The organism is Streptacidiphilus jiangxiensis, from assembly GCF_900109465.1.
Classification (GTDB): Bacteria; Actinomycetota; Actinomycetes; order Streptomycetales; family Streptomycetaceae; genus Streptacidiphilus; species Streptacidiphilus jiangxiensis.
Genome location: NZ_FOAZ01000003.1, coordinates 122266 through 143406, shown reverse-complemented (window position 1 = coordinate 143406; position 21141 = coordinate 122266). Strand labels below are relative to the sequence as shown.

General features: G+C 69.5%; 19 protein-coding genes. 9 read left to right on the top strand and 10 right to left on the bottom strand.

Going from position 1 to position 21141, the window contains the following annotated elements; translation table 11 throughout:
• Positions 1-48: 48 nt before the first annotated feature.
• From BMY61_RS06950 to serS, 3 genes are all read right to left on the bottom strand, one after another.
• Positions 49-1323, bottom strand: coding sequence for a CynX/NimT family MFS transporter (locus tag BMY61_RS06950; RefSeq protein ID WP_052439120.1), 1275 nt, complete (start codon positions 1321-1323; stop codon positions 49-51).
• A 198-nt stretch (positions 1324-1521) separates the two neighbouring features.
• Positions 1522-2337 (bottom strand): HAD family hydrolase, encoded by an 816-nt coding sequence (locus BMY61_RS06945; RefSeq protein ID WP_042454178.1) that lies wholly within the window; start codon positions 2335-2337, stop codon positions 1522-1524.
• Positions 2338-2369: 32 nt separating this feature from the next.
• The gene (gene serS, locus BMY61_RS06940; protein WP_075003786.1) at positions 2370-3647 is read right to left on the bottom strand and encodes a serine--tRNA ligase; all 1278 of its coding nucleotides are present in this window, start codon (positions 3645-3647) and stop codon (positions 2370-2372) included.
• Between the two features lie 168 nt (positions 3648-3815).
• On the opposite strand from serS, the gene BMY61_RS06935 reads away from it, so the two are divergent.
• Entirely contained in the window at positions 3816-4607 is a 792-nt protein-coding gene (locus BMY61_RS06935; RefSeq protein ID WP_042454180.1) for a polysaccharide deacetylase family protein, read from the top strand.
• Between the two features lie 320 nt (positions 4608-4927).
• On the opposite strand, the gene pheA is transcribed toward BMY61_RS06935, so the two are convergent.
• Positions 4928-5860, bottom strand: coding sequence for a prephenate dehydratase (gene pheA, locus BMY61_RS06930; RefSeq protein ID WP_042454182.1), 933 nt, complete (start codon positions 5858-5860; stop codon positions 4928-4930).
• A gap of 547 nt (positions 5861-6407) precedes the next feature.
• Between pheA and BMY61_RS06925 the strand changes: the two genes are divergently transcribed.
• The 6 genes from BMY61_RS06925 (at position 6408) to BMY61_RS06900 (ending at position 13203) form a co-directional block, all read left to right on the top strand.
• On the top strand, positions 6408-7109 hold the full coding sequence (locus tag BMY61_RS06925) for a Crp/Fnr family transcriptional regulator (protein WP_042454184.1): 702 nt from the start codon (positions 6408-6410) through the stop codon (positions 7107-7109).
• A gap of 241 nt (positions 7110-7350) precedes the next feature.
• Positions 7351-7911, top strand: coding sequence for a hypothetical protein (locus tag BMY61_RS06920; RefSeq protein ID WP_244904197.1), 561 nt, complete (start codon positions 7351-7353; stop codon positions 7909-7911).
• Complete coding sequence (locus tag BMY61_RS06915) at positions 7904-10144, top strand: hypothetical protein (protein WP_143094208.1); 2241 nt, start codon at positions 7904-7906, stop codon at positions 10142-10144. Before BMY61_RS06920 ends, BMY61_RS06915 begins: the two co-directional genes overlap by 8 nt.
• Positions 10145-10221: 77 nt before the next feature.
• Positions 10222-11277, top strand: a complete 1056-nt coding sequence (locus BMY61_RS06910) for a hypothetical protein (protein WP_042454294.1) — start codon at positions 10222-10224, stop codon at positions 11275-11277.
• A 122-nt stretch (positions 11278-11399) separates the two neighbouring features.
• A complete protein-coding gene (locus BMY61_RS06905; RefSeq protein WP_236656424.1) occupies positions 11400-12635 on the top strand; it encodes a DUF4407 domain-containing protein in 1236 nt (411 codons plus the stop codon).
• Between the two features lie 49 nt (positions 12636-12684).
• Positions 12685-13203, top strand: coding sequence for a Pycsar system effector family protein (locus tag BMY61_RS06900; RefSeq protein ID WP_042454188.1), 519 nt, complete (start codon positions 12685-12687; stop codon positions 13201-13203).
• Between the two features lie 48 nt (positions 13204-13251).
• Here BMY61_RS06900 and efeB read toward each other — a convergent pair whose 3' ends face one another.
• The 6 genes from efeB to BMY61_RS06870 all read right to left on the bottom strand — a co-directional run bounded on the left by efeB (position 13252) and on the right by BMY61_RS06870 (position 19550).
• Complete coding sequence (gene efeB, locus BMY61_RS06895; RefSeq protein ID WP_042454190.1) at positions 13252-14508, bottom strand: iron uptake transporter deferrochelatase/peroxidase subunit; 1257 nt, start codon at positions 14506-14508, stop codon at positions 13252-13254.
• A 75-nt stretch (positions 14509-14583) separates the two neighbouring features.
• Complete coding sequence (locus tag BMY61_RS06890; protein WP_042454192.1) at positions 14584-16533, bottom strand: copper resistance CopC/CopD family protein; 1950 nt, start codon at positions 16531-16533, stop codon at positions 14584-14586.
• Positions 16534-16555: 22 nt separating this feature from the next.
• Positions 16556-17029, bottom strand: a complete 474-nt coding sequence (locus BMY61_RS06885; RefSeq protein WP_042454194.1) for a copper chaperone PCu(A)C — start codon at positions 17027-17029, stop codon at positions 16556-16558.
• The gene (locus BMY61_RS06880) at positions 17026-17703 is read right to left on the bottom strand and encodes an SCO family protein (protein WP_042454196.1); all 678 of its coding nucleotides are present in this window, start codon (positions 17701-17703) and stop codon (positions 17026-17028) included. The genes BMY61_RS06885 and BMY61_RS06880 overlap by 4 nt, the downstream gene beginning before the upstream one ends.
• 162 nt (positions 17704-17865) lie before the next feature.
• Positions 17866-18633, bottom strand: a complete 768-nt coding sequence (locus BMY61_RS06875) for a YcnI family copper-binding membrane protein (protein WP_342342513.1) — start codon at positions 18631-18633, stop codon at positions 17866-17868.
• A gap of 149 nt (positions 18634-18782) precedes the next feature.
• Positions 18783-19550, bottom strand: coding sequence for a hypothetical protein (locus BMY61_RS06870; RefSeq protein ID WP_052439123.1), 768 nt, complete (start codon positions 19548-19550; stop codon positions 18783-18785).
• A 195-nt stretch (positions 19551-19745) separates the two neighbouring features.
• Between BMY61_RS06870 and BMY61_RS06865 the strand changes: the two genes are divergently transcribed.
• Both BMY61_RS06865 and BMY61_RS06860 read left to right on the top strand, forming a co-directional pair.
• The gene (locus tag BMY61_RS06865) at positions 19746-20264 is read left to right on the top strand and encodes an ATP-binding protein (RefSeq protein ID WP_042454200.1); all 519 of its coding nucleotides are present in this window, start codon (positions 19746-19748) and stop codon (positions 20262-20264) included.
• Positions 20265-20342: 78 nt separating this feature from the next.
• Positions 20343-21101: a MerR family transcriptional regulator gene (locus BMY61_RS06860; protein ID WP_042454202.1), complete on the top strand. Its 759-nt coding sequence runs from the start codon at positions 20343-20345 to the stop codon at positions 21099-21101.
• The last annotated feature ends 40 nt before the right edge of the window (positions 21102-21141 follow it).

Sequence of the window (21141 nt, the reverse complement as noted above, 5' to 3'; positions counted from 1 at the left end):
GGCGCTTCGGCTCGCCGAAGAGGGCGAGCCGAAGCCGCGGGACAGGCGTCAGGCGGAGAGGACGAGCCTGCGGCCCGCGCCGAGCCCGGCGGTCAGGCCGATCGCGCAGCAGCCGAGGAGCATCGCCAGCGGCAGCACCCAGCCGCCGGTGGCCTGGTGCAGCGCGCCGAAGCCGACCGGACCGACGGCCGCGATGAAGTAGCCGACCAGCTGCGACATTCCGCTCAGCTGCGCGGCGACCTGCGCCGAGCCGCTGCGCAGCACGATCATCGCCATGGCCAGACCGAAGCCGCCGCCCTGCGCGACGCCGATCAGGATCGCCCACAGCCACGCGGCGGCCGTCGGCGCGATCAGCAGTCCGGCGACGCCGGTGGCCATCGAGCCGACCATCAGGGCCACCAGCGCCCGCTGGTTGGTGGTACGCCCGGCGGCCAGCGGCACGAAGAACGCCGCCGGGATCTGCACCAGCGAGCTGACGGCGAAGACGGCGCCGGCGGTGCCGCGGTCCATGCCCTGGGTGGTGAGGATCGTCGGCAGCCAGGCGATCAGCGTGTAGGAGAGCAGCGACTGGACGCCCATGAAGACCGCGAGCTGCCAGGCCAGCGGGTGCTTCCACAGTCCGGCGGGCTTGGCGGGGGCGGTTGTCGGGTCGGTTGCGGTGGCCGAGGACGCGGCGTTCGCCGCGGGAGCCGGTCGCTTGGCGGCGGCGAGCTGCGGGAGCCAGGCCAGGAAGGCGAACGCCGCCAGCACCGACCAGGAGGCGAGCGAGCCGCCCCAGCCGCCGAAGGCGTGCTCCAGCGGGACGCTCAGTGCGGCGGCCAGCGTCGCGCCGACGATCATCGACGTGGTGTAGACGCCCGTCATCGCCGCCGCCCGCTCCGGGAAGTCACGCTTGACCAGGCCCGGCATGGTGACGTTGAGCAGGGCGATCGCCGCGCCCAGCACCAGCGAGCCTGCGAACAGGGCTGCGACGCCCGGCAGGACGCGCAGGACGATCCCGGCGACGAGCGTCACCAGGGCCAGGGCGACCACGCGCTCGGGGCCGACCTTCCGGTTGAGCCGGGCCGCGAGCGGCGCGACCGAGCCCATCATCAGGACGGGGATGGTCGTCAGCAGGCCGCCGGCCGTCGAGGAGAGGCCGTAGCGGCCGGTGATGTCGCCGAGCAGCGGGGAGACGGCGGAGACCGCGGCGCGCATGTTCAGCGAGACGAGCAGGATTCCGACCAGCGCCGTCGCCGGGTGGGCGAGGGCGCGGCCCAGCCGCGAGGTCGCAGAAGGTGCGGAGGCATACGAAACGGGCGTGTCAAGGACAGAGCGGGACATGGGAGAGCCTCGAAGCAAAGGATGCGAAAGGGAGAGGGCCGGACGGCGCACGAGGGCGCGCGGCCTCAGCTCTCCGGACGCTTGATGTTCGCGTCGATCAGGGAGGCGAGATCGATGAGCACGGTGTCGACCGTTCCGCCCATCGCCATTGCTCCGCCTTGCCTTCCCAGTGAGGTATCCACCCCATGCTAACAAGGATCAGAGGTGGAAAATTCGCTCCAGGGCGACGGCGACGCCGTCCTCCTCGTTGCTGAGCGTGATCTCGTCCGCGACGGCCTTGAGTTCGGGGTGCGCGTTGGCCATCGCCACCGCGTGCCCGGCCCAGCGGAACATCGGCACGTCGTTCGGCATGTCGCCGAAGGCGACGGTCCGGTCCTTGGTGGTCCCCAACCGCGCCGAGGCGAGGGCCAGGCCCGTCGCCTTGGAGAGGCCCAGCGGCAGCAGCTCCACGAAGCCCTGTCCGGCCAGAACCACCGTCACCAGACCGGCCCCGGCCTGGCTCACCGCGGCCGCCAGCTCGTCGTCGGAGAGGGTCTTGTGCTGCACCAGCACCCGGCTCAGCGGCTTGGCCCACAGCTCCGTGATGTCGGCCACGGCCTTGCCGCGGCCCTCGCCGGCGCCAGGCATCTCGTAGTCGGACGAGAAGAGCACCTCGCCCTCCAGGCCGTCCTGGACCACCGAGATGGCCATCGGACCGACCTGTGCCTCCGCCTTGGCGAGGGCAAGACCGGCCACCTGACGATCGAGCGTGACCGAGGTCACCACCCGGTGCGCGCCCGCATCGTAGAGCTGGCCGCCCTGCCCGCAGACGGCGAGCCCGGTGTAGCCGATCGCGTCCAGCGTCGGCCGCGTCCAGGCGGCGGTCCGCCCGGTCACCACGATGTGCTGCGCCCCCGCGGCCTTCGCGGCCTCCAGGGTCCGCTGCGTGCGCGACGAGACCGTGTGGTCCTCGCGCAACAGCGTCCCGTCCAGGTCGGTCGCGATCAGGTCGAACGGCCGGGGGGCGGAGCTCACGTGGTTTGACTCTCTTTCAGGACGTGCAGGGCTTACTTGCCGACCGGGGTCAGCACCTCGCGCCCGCCGAGGTAGGGGCGCAGCGCCTCCGGGACGACGACGGAGCCGTCGGCCAGCTGGTGCGTCTCCAGGATCGCCACGATGGTGCGCGGCACCGCGCACAGCGTGCCGTTGAGCGTGGCCAGCGGGCGGTTGCCCTCCTCGCCGCGCATCCGGATGCCCAGGCGACGGGCCTGGAACTCACCGCAGTTGGAGGTCGAGGTGAGCTCGCGGTACTTGCCCTGGGTGGGGATCCACGCCTCGATGTCGAACTTGCGCATCGCGGAGGCACCGAGGTCGCCGGAGGCCACGTCGATGACGCGGTAGGCGAGCCCGAGCTTGTCGAGGAAGTCCCGCTCCCACTGGAGCAGGCGCTTGTGCTCGGCCTCGGCGTCCTCCGGTGCGACGTAGGAGAACATCTCCACCTTGTCGAACTGGTGGACGCGGATGATGCCGCGGGTGTCCTTGCCGTAGGTGCCGGCCTCGCGGCGGAAGCACGGCGAGAAGCCGGCGTAGCGCAGCGGCAGCTGGTCCCCGTCGAGGATCTCGTCCATGTGGTAGGCGGCCAGCGGCACCTCGGACGTGCCGACCAGGTAGAAGTCGTCCTCCGGGAGGTGGAAGACGTTCTCCGCGGCCTGGCCGAGGAAGCCGGTGCCCTCCATGGCGCGCGGCTTGACCAGCGCGGGCGTGATCATCGGGATGAAGCCGGCCTCGGTGGCCTGCGCGATCGCCATGTTGACCAGGGCGAGCTCCAGCAGCGCGCCGACGCCGGTCAGGTAGTAGAAGCGCGAGCCGGAGACCTTGGCGGCCCGCTCGGTGTCGATCGCGCCGAGGATCTTGCCCAACTCGACGTGGTCGCGGGGCTCGAAGCCCTCCGCGGCGAAGTCGCGCGGGGTGCCGACCTCCTCGATGGTGACGAAGTCCTCCTCGCCGCCGATCGGAGCGGCCGGGTCGAGCAGGTTGGCCAGCCCGCCCAGCAGACGCTGCACCTCGGCCTCGGCCTCGGACTGCTCGGCGTTGGCCGTCTTGACGTCGGCGGCCAGCTGCTTGGTGCGCTCCAGCAGCGCGGCCTTCTCGTCGCCCTTGGCCTGGGCCACCTGCTTGCCCAGCTGCTTCTGCTCGTTGCGCAGTTCGTCGAAGCGGGAACTGGACGATCGCTGCCGCTCGTCGGCGGCGAGCAGGGCGTCGACGAGCTCGACGTCCTCACCTCGGGCGCGCTGGGAGGCACGCACACGGTCCGGGTCCATACGAAGCAGGCGAAGGTCAATCACGGTACGAGCCTACCGGGCCCGGGGTGGGGTGAGCGGACTCACAGTCGCAGGGTCTGGTTTGTCACATCTTCGTCCCGGGGCCACCCCGAACCTGTGAGATCGCTCTGAACACGCCATTCCTGCTGCGACAGTTGGCGGGCGGACAGCGAACGAGAGGTGGGACAGGACATGAGGACGCGCACGGTGGCGGCAGCGGGAGCGATGCTGGCGGCGGTGCTGGCGCTCTCCGCGTGCGGCGGGGGCACCGGGGCGCAGGGGGCGGACGGCGGGGCCAAGGGCGGTGCCACCAGCGCCTCCCCGGCCCCGAAGCGCACCTCCGGCGACACCGTCCCGAACGGGACCGAGACGGTCAGCAAGCAGCTGGAGTACTACATCGCCCACCCGAACGGCGAGAAGACGGTCGCGCTGACCTTCGACGACGGGCCGAGCGGGACGTGGACGCCGCGGATCCTCGCCGAGCTGGCGAAGTACAACGCGCATGCGACGTTCTGTGAGATAGGCCCGAACGCGACCGCGAACCCGGGCGCGGTCAAGCAGGTCCTGGCGGCCGGCGACCGGCTGTGCGACCACTCGGTGCACCACAACGAGGCGATGTCCAAGCGCGGTCTCGCCTATGAGACGAATGAGATCGTCGGCGCGAAGCAGATGATCGAGCAGGCCGGCGGCGAGGGGACCCAGGTCAGCTGGTTCCGTGCGCCCGGCGGTGATTTCTCTCCGGAGATCCGGCAGATATCCGCGGAGAACGGATTGCGTCCGCTCGCCTGGAGCGTGGACACCAACGACTGGAAGCGGCCCGGGGTCGCCGCGATCGTCGCCACGGTCAAGAAGGAAGTGAAGCCGGGCTCGATCATTCTCATGCACGACGGCGGCGGGGACCGGAGCCAGACCGTGGCCGCTCTGGCCCAGCTGCTGCCGTGGCTGGTCCAGCAGGGCTACTCCATCAACTTCCCGGACGCCTGAGAAGACCCGACGCCTGAGAAGACCCGAAGCCCGACGGCGACTGTGGATATCCCGACTTTATCCACAGGCCGCCTCGATGGCCTGTGGATTGTGAGTAATCACGCCTCTGAGCTCGCTAAACCTCGTGTTTGCGGCCGGAGGCGTGATTTTTTGGGTCTGCGAAGGGGACTTTGGGGAAACTGGCCATCGGAATCCCCCTATGTCCGACTTGCCTGATCTGCAAGTTTTGTTGGGCAAGGCGAGTTTCGCCGGATCTCCCGCGGTGTCCCCAGGCTGTGGATAACCGAGTCCCCTGTGGATAACTCGCGGCCGGCTGTGGACTACAGCTCCCCGCGACCGTCCAGAGCTCGGGACAGCCAGTCCGAGGCGCGGGCGAACTCCGTGTCCGACGTGCCCGGACGCACCGTCGCCGGCACCGCGTCCGCCCGCGGGTACGAGCCCAGCAGCCGCACCTGGGGACAGATCCGGTGCAGGCCCATCAGCGCCTCGCCCACCCGGTGGTCCGTGATGTGGCCCTCCGCGTCCGCGGCGAAGCAGTACTTGCCGAGCCCCTCGCCGGTCGGGCGGGACTCGATCCGCATCAGGTTCACCCCGCGCACGGCGAACTCCTGCAGCAGCTCCAGCAGCGCGCCCGGGTGGTCGTCCGCCAGCCAGAACACCGCCGAGGTCTTGTCGGCCCCCGTCGGAGCCGGCGGCCGCCCCGGCCGCCCGACGAGCACGAAGCGCGTCGTCGCGTTCGCGGCGTCGTGGATCTCCGACGCCAGCGGCTCCAGGTGGTACAGCGGCGCGGCGAAGGCGCCCGCGAAGGCCCCGTCGTACCGGCCCTCCTGCACCAACCGCGCACCGTCGGCGTTGGACGCGGCCGACTCCCACTGCGCGTCCGGCAGGTTCTCCGCCATCCAGTGCCGCACCTGAGGCTGCGCCGCGGGGTGGCCGGTGACGGTCTTCACGTCCTCCAGCTTGGTGCCGGGCCGCACGAGCAGCGCGAAGGCGATCGGCAGCAGGACCTCGCGGTAGATCATCAGCGGCTCGCCCTGGGCGAGCTCGTCCATGGTCTGCCGGATCCCGCCCTCGACGGAGTTCTCGATCGGTACGAGCGCGGCGGCTGCCTCCCCGTTGCGCACCGCGTCCAGCGCGGCGGGCACGGACACGGCGGGCACGAGCTCCCGCGTGGCCGCCTCAGGGAGCGTGCGCAGCGCGGCCTCGGTGAAGGTGCCCTCCGGACCGAGGTAGGTGAATCGGTTCGCGGACACGGCGACCTCCAAAGCTGCGTTTGCCACGGACGTAACGTTAACGAGTCGCACGGCGCCGAGACTCCTGGTCTTGCAAGGTGGGACGCACGGAGGCAGGGCAGACGCGTCTTCGCGACGGAGGGCTGAGGTCCCTCCGGGGTGAGTGGACCTCTGTCTGCGATCAATGATGCGGCCCTGTGGTGACTCGCCGCAGAACGATAGGCACGCTTGTCTTCATAAGTCGAAGACCCGACGACGATCCCGGCAGACATCGAAGCCGCGCAGGGCCGGCCGATGGCGCTGCACGTCAGTGGGAGCGGGCATGGCCGGAAGTGGTGACCGCCTTGCGATAGGGACCCACCCCAAGAGCCCTCTGGGCTGGCGAAGTGTCAAACATTCAGCAATCAAGGCTAATTGATAGGCAATCATATCAAGCCAAAGTGCGAAAGTGAGGTTTCAGGGAGACGGAGCGGAGGCATGATGGGCCTTCCCGCTCTCAGCGCTCCGGGGGAGGCCGATGGACAAAGAGTCGATCAGGGTGCCGTCGCCCGGACGCGTGGGAGGTTCCATGGGCAACGTGTGGCCGCCTTCAACCTTTCTGGGGCAGCTGAGGCCGGACACCGCGGAGGCCGTTCTGGAGATCGGTACGCCGGTGATCTATCCGGCCCACCGCTGGATCTTGCGACAGGGAGAGGAAGGCTCGCACGTCATCTTGCTGGTCAGCGGCTTTGTAAAGGTGCTGCTGAATGCTGAGACCGGGTACGAGATGCTGGCGGCCGTCCGCGTTGGCGGTGATCTTGTCGGTGAGATGGCCGCCTTCGAGAGTCGGCCACGCTCGGGTTCTGTGATCGCTTGTGGCGAGGTCCGGGCGAGGGTTGTCCAGCGGGAGGCGTTGGAGCAATTTCTTGCCGCGCGTCCGGATGCCCTGCGAGGCGTCATCCGAATGCTGAGCGCTCGACTGCGTTGGGCGAACCAGCGACGCGTCGAGTTTCAGGCGTACGACGCGGAGACACGACTTGCTCGTGTGCTGGTCGAACTCTCGCACTCGTACGGGTTGACGGAACCAGGCCGCCCTCGGAGCGTGCTTGCTTTGACACTGACCCAGTCGGAGCTGGCGTCGCTGGCGGGCCTGAAGCTCGCGACGGCCGAGAAGGCCCTGGCCGGATTGACCCGGATCGGCTTAGTGGAGCGGAACTACCGCAGTGTGACGGTGAACGACGTGCCACGCCTTATGCAGTTCGCCCATGTAGACCCCCAAAACCCCTACTGATACGGGGTCGACAGCCGCGTGCCAAGCCTAGCCTGGCCGTCCCACCCGCCGTGGCCACCGTTTGATGACAGGAGAGGCTGTGACCGACTGGTCCGGGTTCCGCCCATGTACGTGCATCGCCCTAGACGCTGAAGGATACGGCCCGAACAACGATCGACGGCAGTCTGAGATCCAACACGACCTGCGTCGACTTCTCACCAGGGCGGCAAGCGGGGCTGGTCTCGATCGCTCACGTTGGAAGGTGCAGCAGCAGGGTGATGGCGAGGTGGCTCTCATCCCGCAGGACGAGAACGAGCCGCGTTACGTCGATGATCTGGTCCGGCACATGGTGTCGGAACTACGGATCTACAACGAAGAACGCCGGGACATCCATCGCATGCGACTTCGCGTCGCTCTTCACCACGGGCCCGTGGAGTTGGCTGACAACGGCTTCGCCGGTGGCGCCGTTGTTGCCGTATGCCGTCTGCTGGCAGCCGATCCGCTGTACGAGGCACTCAGGACGCTCCCCGACATCGATCTCGCTCTGCTTCTCTCTGACGATCTCTTTCAGGCCACAGTCGGTGCCGGGCACACCACGTACGAGCCGACCATGTTTCGTCGGGTGTCGGTCCGGAAGAAGGAGTTCACCGCGCCAGCGTGGCTCTGGACGCCGCGTACGGTGCCGGCGTCAGGCCGAGATACAGCTGCTCTTCGATCTGAGTCGGGCCGGGCCGAGGCCCACGCGGCGAGTCCGACCGTGGTGAACCACATTCACGGCGATGTCCGGGGCAGCGTTTTCGGATTCGGGAGTCCCCTTGCCTGAGCACGAAGGACCGGCTGAGTCGTCGGGGCCTCGTCTGTCCGACCCGGAAGATGCCCGGCGAGTCGTCACAGGCAGTGCCACAGCGAATGCCGACGGGGCTGTCGCCGGTGAGCAGTCCCCCAGGGCGACAGTCCCGGAAGAATCGCCGGAAGCTGCGGGGCACGAAGCCAGCGAGGATGCCCCAGCACTCGCTCCCATACCTGTCGGAGAGTCGGGTTCGGATCAGGACCAGGACGAACATGGGTACGGCGAGTTTCGCAAAGTCATTCACCAGGTAGTGAACAATCACTTTCATGATCGGGTGGATGCCGGGGGTTCGGTATTTGGCGTCGGAACGGCAAGCCGACTCGGGCTGACACCCGGCCTGGTCGACCTTGCTGAGGTCGACAAGGCACTTGAGTTCTACATGCCGCCGCAGCCGCACTTCTCGAGCGCCCAGGAACGCCTGACTTCCCGAAACGTTGTGTCTCTGGTGGGCCAGGATGGCACCGGACGCCGAGCTGCGGCGTTCGCGCTGCTGCGGGAGGTGCTCGGTGGACATGCGCAGATTCGGAGCCTCTCGCCCGCCACATCTCTCGCGGAGCTTGCGGATTCCAGCGCCGTCAAGCCCGGGCACGGCTACGTAATCCTGGACTACGTCGGCGACGTGCAGTCCGCCGGCGTGCAGGAGTTCGAAATGCGACGGCTGAGCAGTCAGCTGCGCAAGAGCGGATCGTTCCTTGTCGTCACCTCCTCGGAGCAGGCGATTCGACTTCAGTCGCTGAAGAGTTTCTGCGTAAGGTGGTCGGCACCTGATCCGAGCGAGCTCTTCAATCACTGTCTCAAGGAGTCGCCGGATACGACCTACGATCCAGAGCGCCTGGATGAGTTGCGCGCACTGGTCTCTACGCTGCGGCGACCCGACGATGTGGTTGCTGTCGCACGTACGCTTGCGGAGCGCGGCCTCGAGCATTCGCTTGAGTCCCTGCGCAGTGGGGAACGGGCGCGCGTCCATGCATGGTTCCGAGACCCGACGCGTTCTGCGGAGGACACGCTGACCGTCGCAGCACTGGCCTTCGCCGAAGGCCTTCCGGAGCGTACGTTCGAGAAGGTCCTGTTCGGCTTGACCCTTGCTGTTCGAAACTGGGAACACACCATGGTTGGCGCGACCGTGGAGGCCGCGGTACCCGCGCTGCCCGAACTCAGGATCGAGCAGAGCCGGAGTCGATGGAGCGTGACAACAACTGGGCTCATAGAAGCACGACGTGACTACTCCACAAGTGACGATCAGATCAGAGTCGAGCGTTGTGTCTTCTTCGTATCGCCTCGCATCAGGGAACTCGTTCTGGAGCAGCTCAATGAGCTCTACGGGCTGCAGCTGTGGCAGCCGTTGCGGCAGTGGCTCACGCATCTTTCCCAGAACGGGGACCTTCAGCTTCGGACGGAGATAGCGGCCGGGTTGGCCCTCTTAGCTCGCTACGCACTCGCCGAGGTGGAGGAGAACCATCTGGATGTGTGGTCGGCGGGCTACGTCAGCCAACGCGTCACTGCAGCGTTGACGGTCCAATTTATGTCGGCTGACCCACAGTTGGCGTCCCACGCGCTCAACCTGGCCTTGCAGTGGGCCGACAAGAGGGGGCCAGTGCGCGCAGTCACGGCCGCCATGGCTCTGGTTGGCCTGGGTCGGCCTTATCAGTTCGAGTCACTGAACTGGCTTTGGTACCTCAGCGCGCGCGGTGAACGGGTCGCATGGGCCGCACGGAGTTCCCTGTATCTGCTCCTCGCTGCCGCTGAAGACGACGAGCGAAGTGCTTCACTGACCCTTCGCTATGTGCGAACCAGGATGGAAACGGCCCGCGAGCCCAGAGAGCAATCACGAGCTGCCACCGCGGCAATGCTGATGCTGAGCGGGCCCAGCTTGGACGGTTCGAGCCCCCTTGCTGCGGGTTTGCTGCGTAACAGTTCGCCGGTGGCAGGGCCCTTGGGCAGGCTTTGGGCGCGCTTGCTGCTGAGTAATAGGCGCCGCGCCGCACTTGATGCCCTGTGCACAACGCTATCGGCTCTGCGGGATGAGCCGGATCTGTCCCATACAGTTCGCTCCCTCGGCGGCTCCATGCAGGAAGCCATGACTGAGCGTCAGTGGAAGGCCCTGCGTCGCGACCTGCTCCATTTGCTCAGCCATCCGGATTATGCGGAGGACGAAACCCAGCGGTTGGCCCGTTTCATGCTCGGCCTGCTCCGAGACCGTTCCTGACTGACCACTCCGAACGCCCCGCGTGGCGTGCGTGCAATCGCAGAGAGCTTCGGATCATCGACAAGGAGAGAGTGTTCGTGAACTACCCCATCCTCCTAGAGAAGACCCTGGCCAGACCCGAGAGCCGTTGGCCTCGCCGAACGCGGAGGGAGGACACTCCGGCGCTCCCGCCAGGCGCCGTCTTCGTGTTCCGGGTCGGCGGTGACTATCGCGAGTACCCGCGTGACCTCGTCTTCGACCCGACGCATCCTGACGTCCTGGATGCTTCGTCGGTCAGCTTGGTGGATACTCGCTGGCGCATGGTGACCGTGGATCGGGTCGTGCCCTCGATCAGTGAAGGGGCATCCTTCACGCTGCGCGCCTCCTTCCGCTGCCAGGTGAGCAACGCGGTAACAGTGGCCAGGGAGGGAATCAACGACGTCTCGGCGCTGCTTTCTGCCTATCTGGGCCAGGACTACAAGTTGATCAGCATCGCAGCGGCCCACGCAATGACCGACGTCAATGCTGTCCGTGCCGAGGTCAAAGCTCGATTGGACGCTTCCATGGCGGTCGCGCCGCCCGACATCGACGGCTTGTCAATCGAGTTCATGACAATCGAAGTGCTGACACCGCACGATGTGGGCGAGCACGAGCGCAAGCTGATGGAGGAGGCTCGCCGGCAGGAGTTGGCCAAGAGGCGTGGCACTTACGAGGCCGGTCTTGTTGAGGAGTCGGCTGCGCTGATCGGCCGGGGATCTGCATGGACGGATGCCCAAGCGCTGGTCCACGGCAGCCTCTCTCCGGCGGAGCTCGCCGATCGACGCCGTCAGGCGGAGCTCGACGCCGAGGTGGCTCGCGCGCAGCAGGAGGCTCTGGCGCTCGAGCGGGCCCACGAGATGGCACTTCGAAGGCTTGAGACCGAGACCCGGCTCGTCCATGCGGTGCTGGACCAGTTGGCCGCATCGGGCACCTACGTCAACTACGAGGACGTGCTCCACCAAGTGTTGGGACGAGGTGGAGTGTCTGCGGCTGAAGAGCCGCACGAGCTGGGTTCCGGCGGTGCCACGCCTGCCGACCGCAACGATGGGAGGCCCCAGCAGGGTTCGCGTCCACAAGACGGTTTCATCAATGACGAAGAGGGTCTGTACTCATAATGCATGGCGACGAACCTGTTCGTGTGATCCACAGCCACAAGCAGGCCCCCGCTGGGAGGAACTGGAGCGCAGCCCTTCCTGCTCCGTTCGATGTCGGTCGCGGACTCCGCATCCTGACAGGTGTGGACGAGGATCTGCTCCGTGTGGTCCGGTATGAGCGGAGCCGACACACCGCGCTCGGTGCAGTCATGGTTGGCACGGCTACCATTGCCGGGTTTTCCATGTGGAACTTCGTCAACGAGGCGCTGGGTCGAGCGAGCATAGTCGCCCTTGTCCCAGCTGTACTGTGGGCAGTTTTCGTGCTGCTCCTGGACCGGTGGATGATTGCGCCGCAAGCACAGTCACGGCGTCGTGTCGCGCCGGTGCTGCTTCGCCTGACGGTGTCGCTGCTCATCGGCGCCGTGGTGGCCGAACCACTTGTTCTTCGCGTGTTCCAGACTGCGATCGAGCAGAACGTGGAGCAGGGGCGGCAGCAGGCGCTGGACCATCTACGCAGCGAACTGCTGCGGTGCAACCCAGACCCCTCCCAAGGCAACGTCTCCGCCCCTTCGGAGTGCGCTCCAGGGGGCTACCTCCTCTCTTTCGCGGCGACCCCGAGCGGCCAGCAAGGCGAACTTTCAACTCTCCGTAGCCAAGCGGCAGTCCTGCAACGGCAGGTTACGCAGGAGCAGGATCGGCTGAGCTCGATCGACGACCAGGTTCGCAGTGAGTGTGCGAAGCAGATCCCGATCGCGGGAACGAGGCTTTGGCAGCGTTCGTCGGAATGCCTGCGCCTGCGCATCGTTGCGGATGACTACCGTGCGACGCACGACATCACGGCAGACGCCTCCCAGCTGACAACCCTCAACAACCGGATTTCTACCCTTTCCGGGTCCCTGGCCTCCTCGCAGAGCTCCTTCACGATCTCCCGGAGTCGGCTCATCAGTCAGCGAATGGCGGAGGCCGCATCGGCACAAGGACCTATCGGTGCGCTGGAACGGATGAGCGCACTGGACTCGCTGGCCAACGGGAATGCCGTCCTTTTCATAGGCGTGTGGTTGATCCGGCTCTTGTTCGTTGTCATCGACGTCTTGCCTGTGTTGGTGAAATTCCTCAGCGGGGCGACCAGTTACGACCGCCTCCTGACGGAGCGGAGCCACAGTGCGATCCGCATCGATGTCGAACACACGCGCACGGAGGAGCGGAAAGCGATGGCTCGTGAGGAGATCGAGCGCGCTGAGACGGAGCAATGGGTACGGCATCGCAAGGCCGAGCTCGACGCCAGCCGTCGTGAGCACATTGCGGCCATGAACATCAGGGTCACGAGGGCAGTCAATGAGCTGGAGGCTGAGCTGACGCGAGTGGGCTCTGGTGGATGAGCATTCGAAGACCCGCGCTCAGAGGCGACGACCGCAGGGGGGCCCACTCATGGCATCGGGAAGCTCTGATCCTTTCGAGACGCTGACGCGCACACTCGTCGCCGAGACACGCACTGAAATGGCGAAGGCCGACCAGAAGGCAGGAGTCATCCTTTCCGCCCTTGTCGCCGCCCTGGCCGCCCTCGTGGCAACTGCCGGTGCGGGTGGAGTCACTCCGGCTGCGTTTGGTGCGTTTGCATCTGCCCTCTTCTGGTTCGGCTGTTCGGCGTGGGTCCCAGCTCTGGTCATGCTCGGCCTCGCGGTTGCACCGAGACCGGGCCTTTCGGTCAATGGGCGAGCGCACTACTTCGCCGATGTCGCATCTATTCTGTCGGCGCAGGAACTAGGTGAGATTCTTCGCGGTACCGACGCGGGGGAGCGGGACTTGAGTCAACTGCTTATCCTGTCTCAGATAGCGGTACTCAAGTATCGGCTCATTCGCTGGGGAATGCTCGCATCGGCCGTCTTCGTGATTTCAACGTTCCTCGGCCTGCTGCTCGGCGTTGCCGGGCATGGGTCCGGTTTTTGACCTAGCCTCAGCTCGCTGATGCCTGGACCAAGTCGGGCGGTTGGGGGCCTACGCACTCTCCAGGAGCGCCTGCCCTACGTATCCGCCTGCCGGAGCGCCGCCGGGGACGGCGTACAGCCCTGAGGACTCGTGGACGACGAAGCGCGAGAGCGCGTCGCCGCGGGCGAGCTTGCGTTGGACCGGGACGAAGCCCGTGAGGGGGTCGGCCTGGAAGCAGACGAAGAGGAGCCCCGCGTCCGGGGAGCCGTCGGGGCGGAGGCCGTCGTGGTACGAGTAGCCGCGGCGCAGCATCGCCGCGCCCTGGTTGGAGGCCGGCGCGGCGACGCGCACGTGCGCGTCGCCGGGGACGGCGAGGGAGCCGTCGGGGTTCTGCTTGGCGAGGTCCACGGGCGTGGTCTCGGTGCCGCCCGAGAGCGGAGCGCCGTCGCCCTTGCGGCGACCGATCGTGCGTTCCTGCACCTCCCGCGACTGCAGGTCCCAGGTGTCGAGCAGCATCCGGATCCGGCGGAAGACGGCGTAGCTGCCGCCCGCCATCCACGCCGGCTGTCCGCTCGCGGGGGCGGCGGGCACGAAGACGCGCGAGGCGAAGTCCGCGTCGCTCGGCTTGGGGTTGTTGGTGCCGTCGATCTGGCCCATCAGGTTGCGGCCCGTCATCGGGCGCGCCGTCGCGCCGGGGGCGCGGCTGAAGCCGGTCATCTGCCAGCGGGGGGCGGCCTGCCCGGCGGCGAGACGCTGGAGAGTGCGCATGGCGTGGAAGGCGACGAGGGGGTCGTCGGCGCAGACCTGCACCCACAGGTCGCCGTCGCTGCGGGCGCGGTCGAGGCGGTCCTCGGGGAACGCCGGGAGGGGTGCCAACCGGTCGGGCTGCTGCGCGGTCAGGCCGGCCTTGGCGAAGACCGGGGCGCCGAAGCCGAAGGTGACGGTCAGTGAGCTGGGACCGGCGTCGAGGGCGACCTGGTCGTCGCTGAGGCCGGGCGGGGTGCGGCCCTCGGCCATCGCCGCCGCGGCGGCGGACCAGCGCTTCATCAGCGCGGTCAGGCCCGGGCGCCCGGTGCCGGGGGTGAGGTCGAAGGCGGTCGCGTGGAGGGCGGACTGCATCGGCTCGACGATCCCGGCCTGGTGCGGGCCGTGGAACGGGACGGACGCGGCGCCCAGCGCGGGTGCGGCGGCCGCCGCGGGCGCGGAGCGCTGTCCGACGAGGGCGTAGCCGCCCGCGCCGAGGGCGAGACCCGCGGCGCCGCCCGCGCCCGCCGCGCCGAGGAGGCGGCGGCGGGAGAGCGGCGGGCGGGGGGCGTCGGTGCTCATCGTGCTGCTTTCGTCGTTCGGGTGGTGCCTGGTGGTGCCGGGTCGTGCCGGGGGGTGCGGCGGGGTGACGCCGGGTCAGCCCACGGCGATCTGCGCGGTGACCGTGGCCTCGTCGATGTCGTCGGAGCGGACGGTCACCGCGAGGGTCCACTCGCCCGGCATCGGCAGTTCGAGATCGGCCGCGCCGTAGTGGCCGATGTCGAGGTGGTCGAGCTTGACCGCGAGCGGGCCGAGGTTCTTCGACTTGAGCGTGAGCGCGATGTCGATCTCGGGGACGTCCACGGGCTTGCCGGTGCTGTCGTAGAGGTAGGCGTGCAGGCTGTTCTGGCCGGTGCGGGCAGGGTCGATGTCGATGGTGACCTTGCCCTTGCCGCCGCGGGTGGTGCCGGTGGTGTCGTAAGGGAGGGTCACGTCGACGGGCCCGCGTGAGGCGGCCGTGGCGACCGCCTGCTGCTCCGCGACGGCGCGGCCGGGCGGGGAGTTGGTGAGGGCGGTGGTGAGCGCGAGCACCAGGACGGCGAAGACGGCCTCCAGCGAGACCGAGCGCAGCAGCATGCCGCGGGCGGGCGCGGCCTCACGGGCCTTGCGCTCGCTCGCCTTGGCCCGGGCCTTGGCCTGCCGGGCGAGCTGGGCGGCGCGCTCGGTGTCGTGCGCGGAGTCGCCGCCGTCGGACTGCTCGGCGGTGCTGTTCGCGCCGACGGGCACCTCGGCGAGGACCTCGTCCGGCACCTCCGAGGTCTCCGTCTCCGCCGCGTTGGTGCGGAGCAGGGCGACCCAGCGGCGGGAGATGAAGGCGGCGGCCAGGATCACGACCACGGCGCCGATCTTGACCAGCAGCAGGCGGCCGTAGGTGGTGTCGGTCAGCGCCGACCAGGAGCCGAGGCCGCGCCAGGCCTGGTAGACGCCGGTCGCGGTGAGCGCGGCGACGCACCAGAAGGCCAGAGTCGAGAATCGGCCGACGGCGCGCACGTCGATGCCGCCGGCGCGGTCGGCGGAGCGCAGGCCGACCAGGACCGTGGCCAGGCCGCCGAGCCAGAGGGACATCGCCAGGATGTGGACGGTGTCGAGGGTGACGGCGAGCGGCACCTGAAGGCCGACGGAGGCGTGGTCGCCCAGCGGCCAGGTCAGGGCGATCGCCATCGCGAGCAGTGCTCCGGTGACACCCAGTCCGATACGGCGACGCCGCTCCACGAGGAGAGCACCGCTCTCGTCCGCGGCTTCGGTTCCGGCCGGTGCCGCATGCCCGGCCAGCAGCGCCAGGAACACCCCGGCGCCGGCCAGCAGCAGCACCCGCACCGCCAACAGCTCGCCCAGCTTCTCGCCGAGCACCTGCCGCAGCAGGGAGAGGTCGAAGACCCGGCCGAGCCCCGTCCCCGCCTCGTACGTCCCGCGCAGCAGCAGCTCCGCGAGCGTCGCGAGCAGCAGTCCCGCCCAGCCGGCGACCATCAGCCGCTGGACGCCGCGCAGCCGCAGCCCGCCGGGCCAGCACAGCAGCACCGCCGCGACCGAGCCGATCAGCAGCGCCACCGTCCCGTACTGCACCGCCCGGGAGACGCCGTAGAGCGTGCCCAGTGCGGTGGGCCCGCTGCCGGCGCCCACCCCGGCGACGCCGGTCAGCGTGGCCGGGGGCGAGGTCCGTCCGATGGAGAAGGTGTAGGCGCCCGCGACGGGGTGGGTGTCGGCGGAGATCACCCGCCACGCCACGGTGTAGGTGCCCTGCGCGGCCGCCGCGCTCCCGTCGATCCGCACCTGCGCCGTCGAGGCGTCGCCGCCCGCGTGCCCGGCGGTGCCGGTGTCGACCCGCTTGCCGCTCGGGTCGAAGACCCGCAGAGCGTCCGGCTCGAGTGTGACCGACTCGCTGAAGCGCAGCGTCACCGCCGTCGGCGGCACGGCCACGACGCTGCCCTGCGCGGGGTCGGTGGACAGCAGCGCGGCGTGCGCCGAGGCGACGCCCGCGCCGCCGAGCAGCAGCGCGACCAGCAGCGCCAGCAGCGCCGCCGTCCGGCGTGCGAATCGGTTCCTCACGGCGTTCTTCCTCTCCCGCTGCTCACTGGCCGGGCTGGTACGTCAGCGGCTGCACGGTCGCCTGGACGGTAACCGGTGCGGCGCCCTCGAAGCGCAGGTTCAGCTCGATCCGCGCGCCGAGCTTCGGCGCCGGGTGCAGCCCCATCAGCATCAGGTGCCGACCGTCCCGGGCGAAGGTCACCGTGCCGTGCGCGGGCACCTGGACGTTCGGCAGGTCGACCATGGTCGACGCGGTGCTCTGGTGCATGGAGACCGACCGCGCGTCCGGGCTGGTGACGCCGGTGAGCGTGGCGGCCCGGTCGCCGTCGTTGTGCAGCACGAAGTAGCCGGCGGCCATGTCCGGCATCGACGGCAGCGGTATGTACGCGCCGGTGACGCTGAGCCGCGCGCCCCCGGTGGCGGCGTCGGCGGAGCCGTGGCCGCCGGAGGACCCGCACCCGGCCAGCACCAGCGGGAGCGCGGCCGCGAGCGCCAGCGCCGAGGCGCGGCGCCTCACGGGGTCACGCCCTTGATCAGCAGCGGCAGGTCGTGCTCGAAGACGGCCGTGGTGGTGCCGCTGGTGTAGAGGACGTGCGCCTTGCCGTCGGCGGGCAGGAAGCCGAGCGTCTGCGCGCCGTGCACCGGCTCCTGACCCTTGACCGGGGCGGCGACGTAGACGCCGACGGACTTGGCCGCCGCGATGATCGTGTCGATGTCGCCGGTGAGCCCGATGAAGTTCGGGTTGAACGCGTTGAGCCAGGTGCGGATCTCGCTCGGGGTGTCCCGGGCGGGGTCGGTGGTGACGAAGACGACGTCGACCTTGCTCTGCTGGTCCTTGGGCAGCTTGCTGACGGCCACGGCGATGTCGCCCATGGTCGTCGGGCAGACGTCGGGGCAGTGCGTGTAGCCGAAGTAGAGCAGCATGGCCTTGCCGCGGGTGCCCGCGACCAGGTCGAACGGCTTGCCGCTGGTGTCGGTGAGGGTGACGGCGGGCTTGTCGAAGGTGCGGCCGAGCGAGTCGCCCTGGTACGGGCCGGACTGGGCCTGCATCGAGGGCGTGATCTGGCTGCCGTCCGCGGAGGACGCGCCGGTGGCGGAGCCGGAGGAGCCGCAGGCGGTCAGCAGCAGGGCGGCGGCGCCGCCGAGCGCGCCGAGCAGGAGCGAGCGGCGGGTCGGGAGGGAGGAGGTCATGAGGTTTGGCTTCCCGGGGGAGAAGAAGAGGAGGGAACGTTGCGGGCGGGCCGCCGGACACGACCGGAGCCGTGCCCGGCGGATCGGCGCGATCAGCGCGGACCTGCGCGGGTCAGCGCCGATCAGCGCCGATCAGCGCAGGTCAGCGAGGATCGGCGCCGATCAGGAGGCGCTGCCGCGTCCGCCGCGACGCCAGCCGAGGAAGCCCAGGGCGACGCCGGCCAGGCCCACGGCCACGCCGACGCCGGCGAGCACGCGCGCCGCGGTGTCGCTCTCGCTGCCGGTGCTGCTCGCCGCGGTCTGGCTGCTGCTGCCGCCCGACGTCTTGGCGTCGGTGCTTCCGGAACCCGCGTCGGAGCCGGCCGCGGTGAGGTTCAGCGTGGGCGCCGGGTGCTGCGGCTCGGTGCCGCCGGAGGTGGCCGGGGCGTCGATCCAGCGGACCACGCTGCCGTCCGAGTAGGTCTGCAGCGTCTTGAAGACCAGCTGCTTGGTGTCCTTGGGCAGCTGCCCGAAGTCGACGGTGAAGTCCTGGTACTGCCCGGGGGCGATCTTGCCGCCGGTCCAGACGATCTCCGAGACGGCGTCGGTGACCGGGCCGTCGTCGGTCTGGATCGGGGTGGCCAGCTTGGTGGTCTTCACCTCGCTGGTCCAGCCCGGCACGGCACCGACCAGCGCGGAGGCGATGGGGTGGGTGGGGGGGAAGAAGACGTCGACCTTGACGGTCGAGGCGGTGTCCGACTCGTTCGGCACCCGGAACGCGAAGACCTGGTCCGCGGCGCCGGCGGTGGCGGCGTCGGGCTGCACGGTGACGTGCGCGGAGGCGGGTCCGGCGAGCAGCAGCACGCCACCCGCGGCGAGCGCGGCCGGGACAGCGAGTCGGCGGACGGCCGGACGACGGACGGAGGTGCGAAGGTCGGTACGCATACGCATGGTGTGGGATCTCTCCTCAAGCCTGGTGCGCCGGTCCGCCGCGCCTGACAGGAGTGACAGGCGACGCGCGCGGACGGCATGGGTAGCGGGCCCGTGGGGGCCCGGTGCAGAAGGCAGGGGGTCCGCGTCGCCGCCGTGGGCGGGGGACGTCAGACCGGGAGAGCGCGCGGCGGGCCGCGCCGGACCAGCTGGTGCCGCAGATGGGTGCGGCCGGGCAGGCGCCACGGCTCGTCCGAGCGGCGCGGGACGCGGGGCCGGGACGCCTCGGCGTCGGCGCCCAGGACGGCCGTGAGCAGGCCGACGAGTTGGCGCACCAGCACCCGCAGCGGTTCCAGGGCGAGACCGAGCAGCCGGAACAGCGCCGCCTCGCCGCGCCGCAGCCACCAGCCGGCGACCAGCGCGGCCAGCAGGTGGCCCACGAGCATGGCCGGGGTCAGCCCCAGCGCCGCCCACAGGGAGCTGCCGGTGGGCATCGGCGCGGCGGCCAGGTAGCGGTGCGGGTCGAGGCCCGCGTCGCTCACGATCTGCCAGGCGGAGGTGTTGGCCGGGAGCGGGCCGCAGAGCAGCGAGGCCGCGAGGCGTGCGATCGGGTCGGTGGAACCGGCCGCCATGCCCGGCATCCCGGCCATGCCGGTGGAGCCGGCGGGCACGGTGAGGTGGAACAGCGTGTGCAGTCCGAGCTCGCCCACGGCGAGGCCGCCCGCGATGGCGGGCAGACCGCGTTCCCGGCCGGCCAGCGCGGCCGCCGGCAGGGCGACCAGCACGAGTCCGACGATCAGCGTCGGTACGGGCACCGGCCCACCGCCGGCGCACACGTGCCCGAGCGCGGACACCAGGACGCAGACCGTCGCGAAGGGCAGCGCCCGTACTGCGCGAAGGTCCGGACTGGTTGCGCTCGAGGCGCCCGGGGTGGCCATGACGCCCGCCAGTCTCTCAGAGCGCTGCCAGGCGCAGAACCACGGGTCGGCGCATGGCTTTTTCGCGCCCCCTGATGCGCCCGCGCGCTCCTCTTGTCCGCCAAGAGAGCGACAAGATCCGAGCGGAGCGGTTCGTTCCCGGGCGGGTCGGCAATACCTACTGGTATGTGGTGCCGCAGCCAGGAGGAGCCTTTCGTGGACATCTGGTGGTCTCTGCACCTGCGGCGTGAGCCGGCGAGCGTGCCGTTGGCCCGGCGGGTGCTGCTCGGGACGATGGCCGCGGCCGGGGTCGACCCGGACGTGTCCTACGAGGTCGGCGTCGCGCTGAGCGAGGCCTGCGCGAACGCGGTGGAGCACGCGAGCCCGTGTCGGGCCGGCCTCGACTCCGGTGCGGACCAGGGCTTCCAGGTCACCGCCGCGATCATCGGCGACCGGCTGCACATCGAGGTCAGCGACTCGGGCCCCGGTTTCGCCGTTCGGCTGCGTCACGGCGCCCGGGGCCGGCGCGCGAAGGCGGCCACCTCGGTGCGGAAGTCCGTCGCGCCGGACCTGTGCGCCGAGAGCGGGCGCGGGATGTTCCTGATCCGGGCGCTCTCCGACAGCGTCCAGTTCCGCAATCACCCGCGCTCCGGCGCGGTCGTCAGCTTCGACCGCACCCTGACCTACCGCGACCACGGCGAGCGCCGTGGTCGTCCTCTTGCCCACGCCTCCTGACCCGCGTCGCAGAATTGCGGTTGACCCTCACGTCACGTGAGACCGCAGGCTGGGTGACGAGGGAGAGGAAAGGGCCCCATGAGTTACTCGGTCGGTCAGGTCTCGCGGTTCGCCAAGGTGACCGTGCGCACGCTGCACCACTACGACGAGATCAAGCTGCTCAGCCCGAGCCACCGCACGCCGTCCGGCTACCGCCGCTACGACGACGCGGACCTGGACCGGTTGCAGCAGATCCTCTTCTACCGGGAACTCGGCTTCTCCCTCGACGACATCGCGTCCATCCTGGACGATTCCGAGGTCAGCCCGAGTGAGCACCTGCGCCGCCAGCGCAGTCTGCTGCTGGGGCGGATCGACCGGCTCCAGGAGATGGTCGCGTCCGTGGAACACGCACTGGAGGCGAGGAAGATGGGGATCCAGCTGACCCCCGAGGAGAAGTTCGAGGTGTTCGGCGAGGACTACGTCGACCACCAGGACGAGGCCGAGCAGCGTTGGGGCAACACCGACGCGTGGAAGCAGTCCCAGCGGCGCGCCGCGCAGTACGACAAGCAGGACTGGGTCGAGATCCAGGCCGAGGGCGACGAGCTCAACCGGCGGATCGCGGAGGCGATCGGCGCCGGCGTCGCGTCGGACAGCGAGCAGGCGATGCGGATCGCGGAGGACCACCGGGAGCACATCACCCGGCGCTTCTTCGACGTCTCGTACGGGATGCACCGCTGCATGGCCGACATGTACATCGCGGACCCGCGCTTCACCGAGACGTACGAGAAGGTCGCGCCGGGCGCCGCCGCCTGGTTCCGCGGGGCGATCGTCGCCAACGCGGACCGCGCGGAGGCCTGAGGCGCAGGTGTCACCGACGGTGGGCCGTCGCCCGTGAGGG

Coding starts and splice junctions, on each gene's coding strand:
- BMY61_RS06875 (WP_342342513.1), bottom strand. CDS start 18,633: ATGCGTATGCGTACCGACCTTCGCACCTCCGTCCGTCGTCCGGCCGTC.
- BMY61_RS06900 (WP_042454188.1), top strand. CDS start 12,685: ATGGCATCGGGAAGCTCTGATCCTTTCGAGACGCTGACGCGCACACTC.
- BMY61_RS06880 (WP_042454196.1), bottom strand. CDS start 17,703: ATGACCTCCTCCCTCCCGACCCGCCGCTCGCTCCTGCTCGGCGCGCTC.
- BMY61_RS06950 (WP_052439120.1), bottom strand. CDS start 1,323: ATGTCCCGCTCTGTCCTTGACACGCCCGTTTCGTATGCCTCCGCACCT.
- BMY61_RS06935 (WP_042454180.1), top strand. CDS start 3,816: ATGAGGACGCGCACGGTGGCGGCAGCGGGAGCGATGCTGGCGGCGGTG.
- efeB (WP_042454190.1), bottom strand. CDS start 14,508: ATGAGCACCGACGCCCCCCGCCCGCCGCTCTCCCGCCGCCGCCTCCTC.
- BMY61_RS06860 (WP_042454202.1), top strand. CDS start 20,343: ATGAGTTACTCGGTCGGTCAGGTCTCGCGGTTCGCCAAGGTGACCGTG.
- BMY61_RS06925 (WP_042454184.1), top strand. CDS start 6,408: ATGGGCAACGTGTGGCCGCCTTCAACCTTTCTGGGGCAGCTGAGGCCG.
- BMY61_RS06870 (WP_052439123.1), bottom strand. CDS start 19,550: ATGGCCACCCCGGGCGCCTCGAGCGCAACCAGTCCGGACCTTCGCGCA.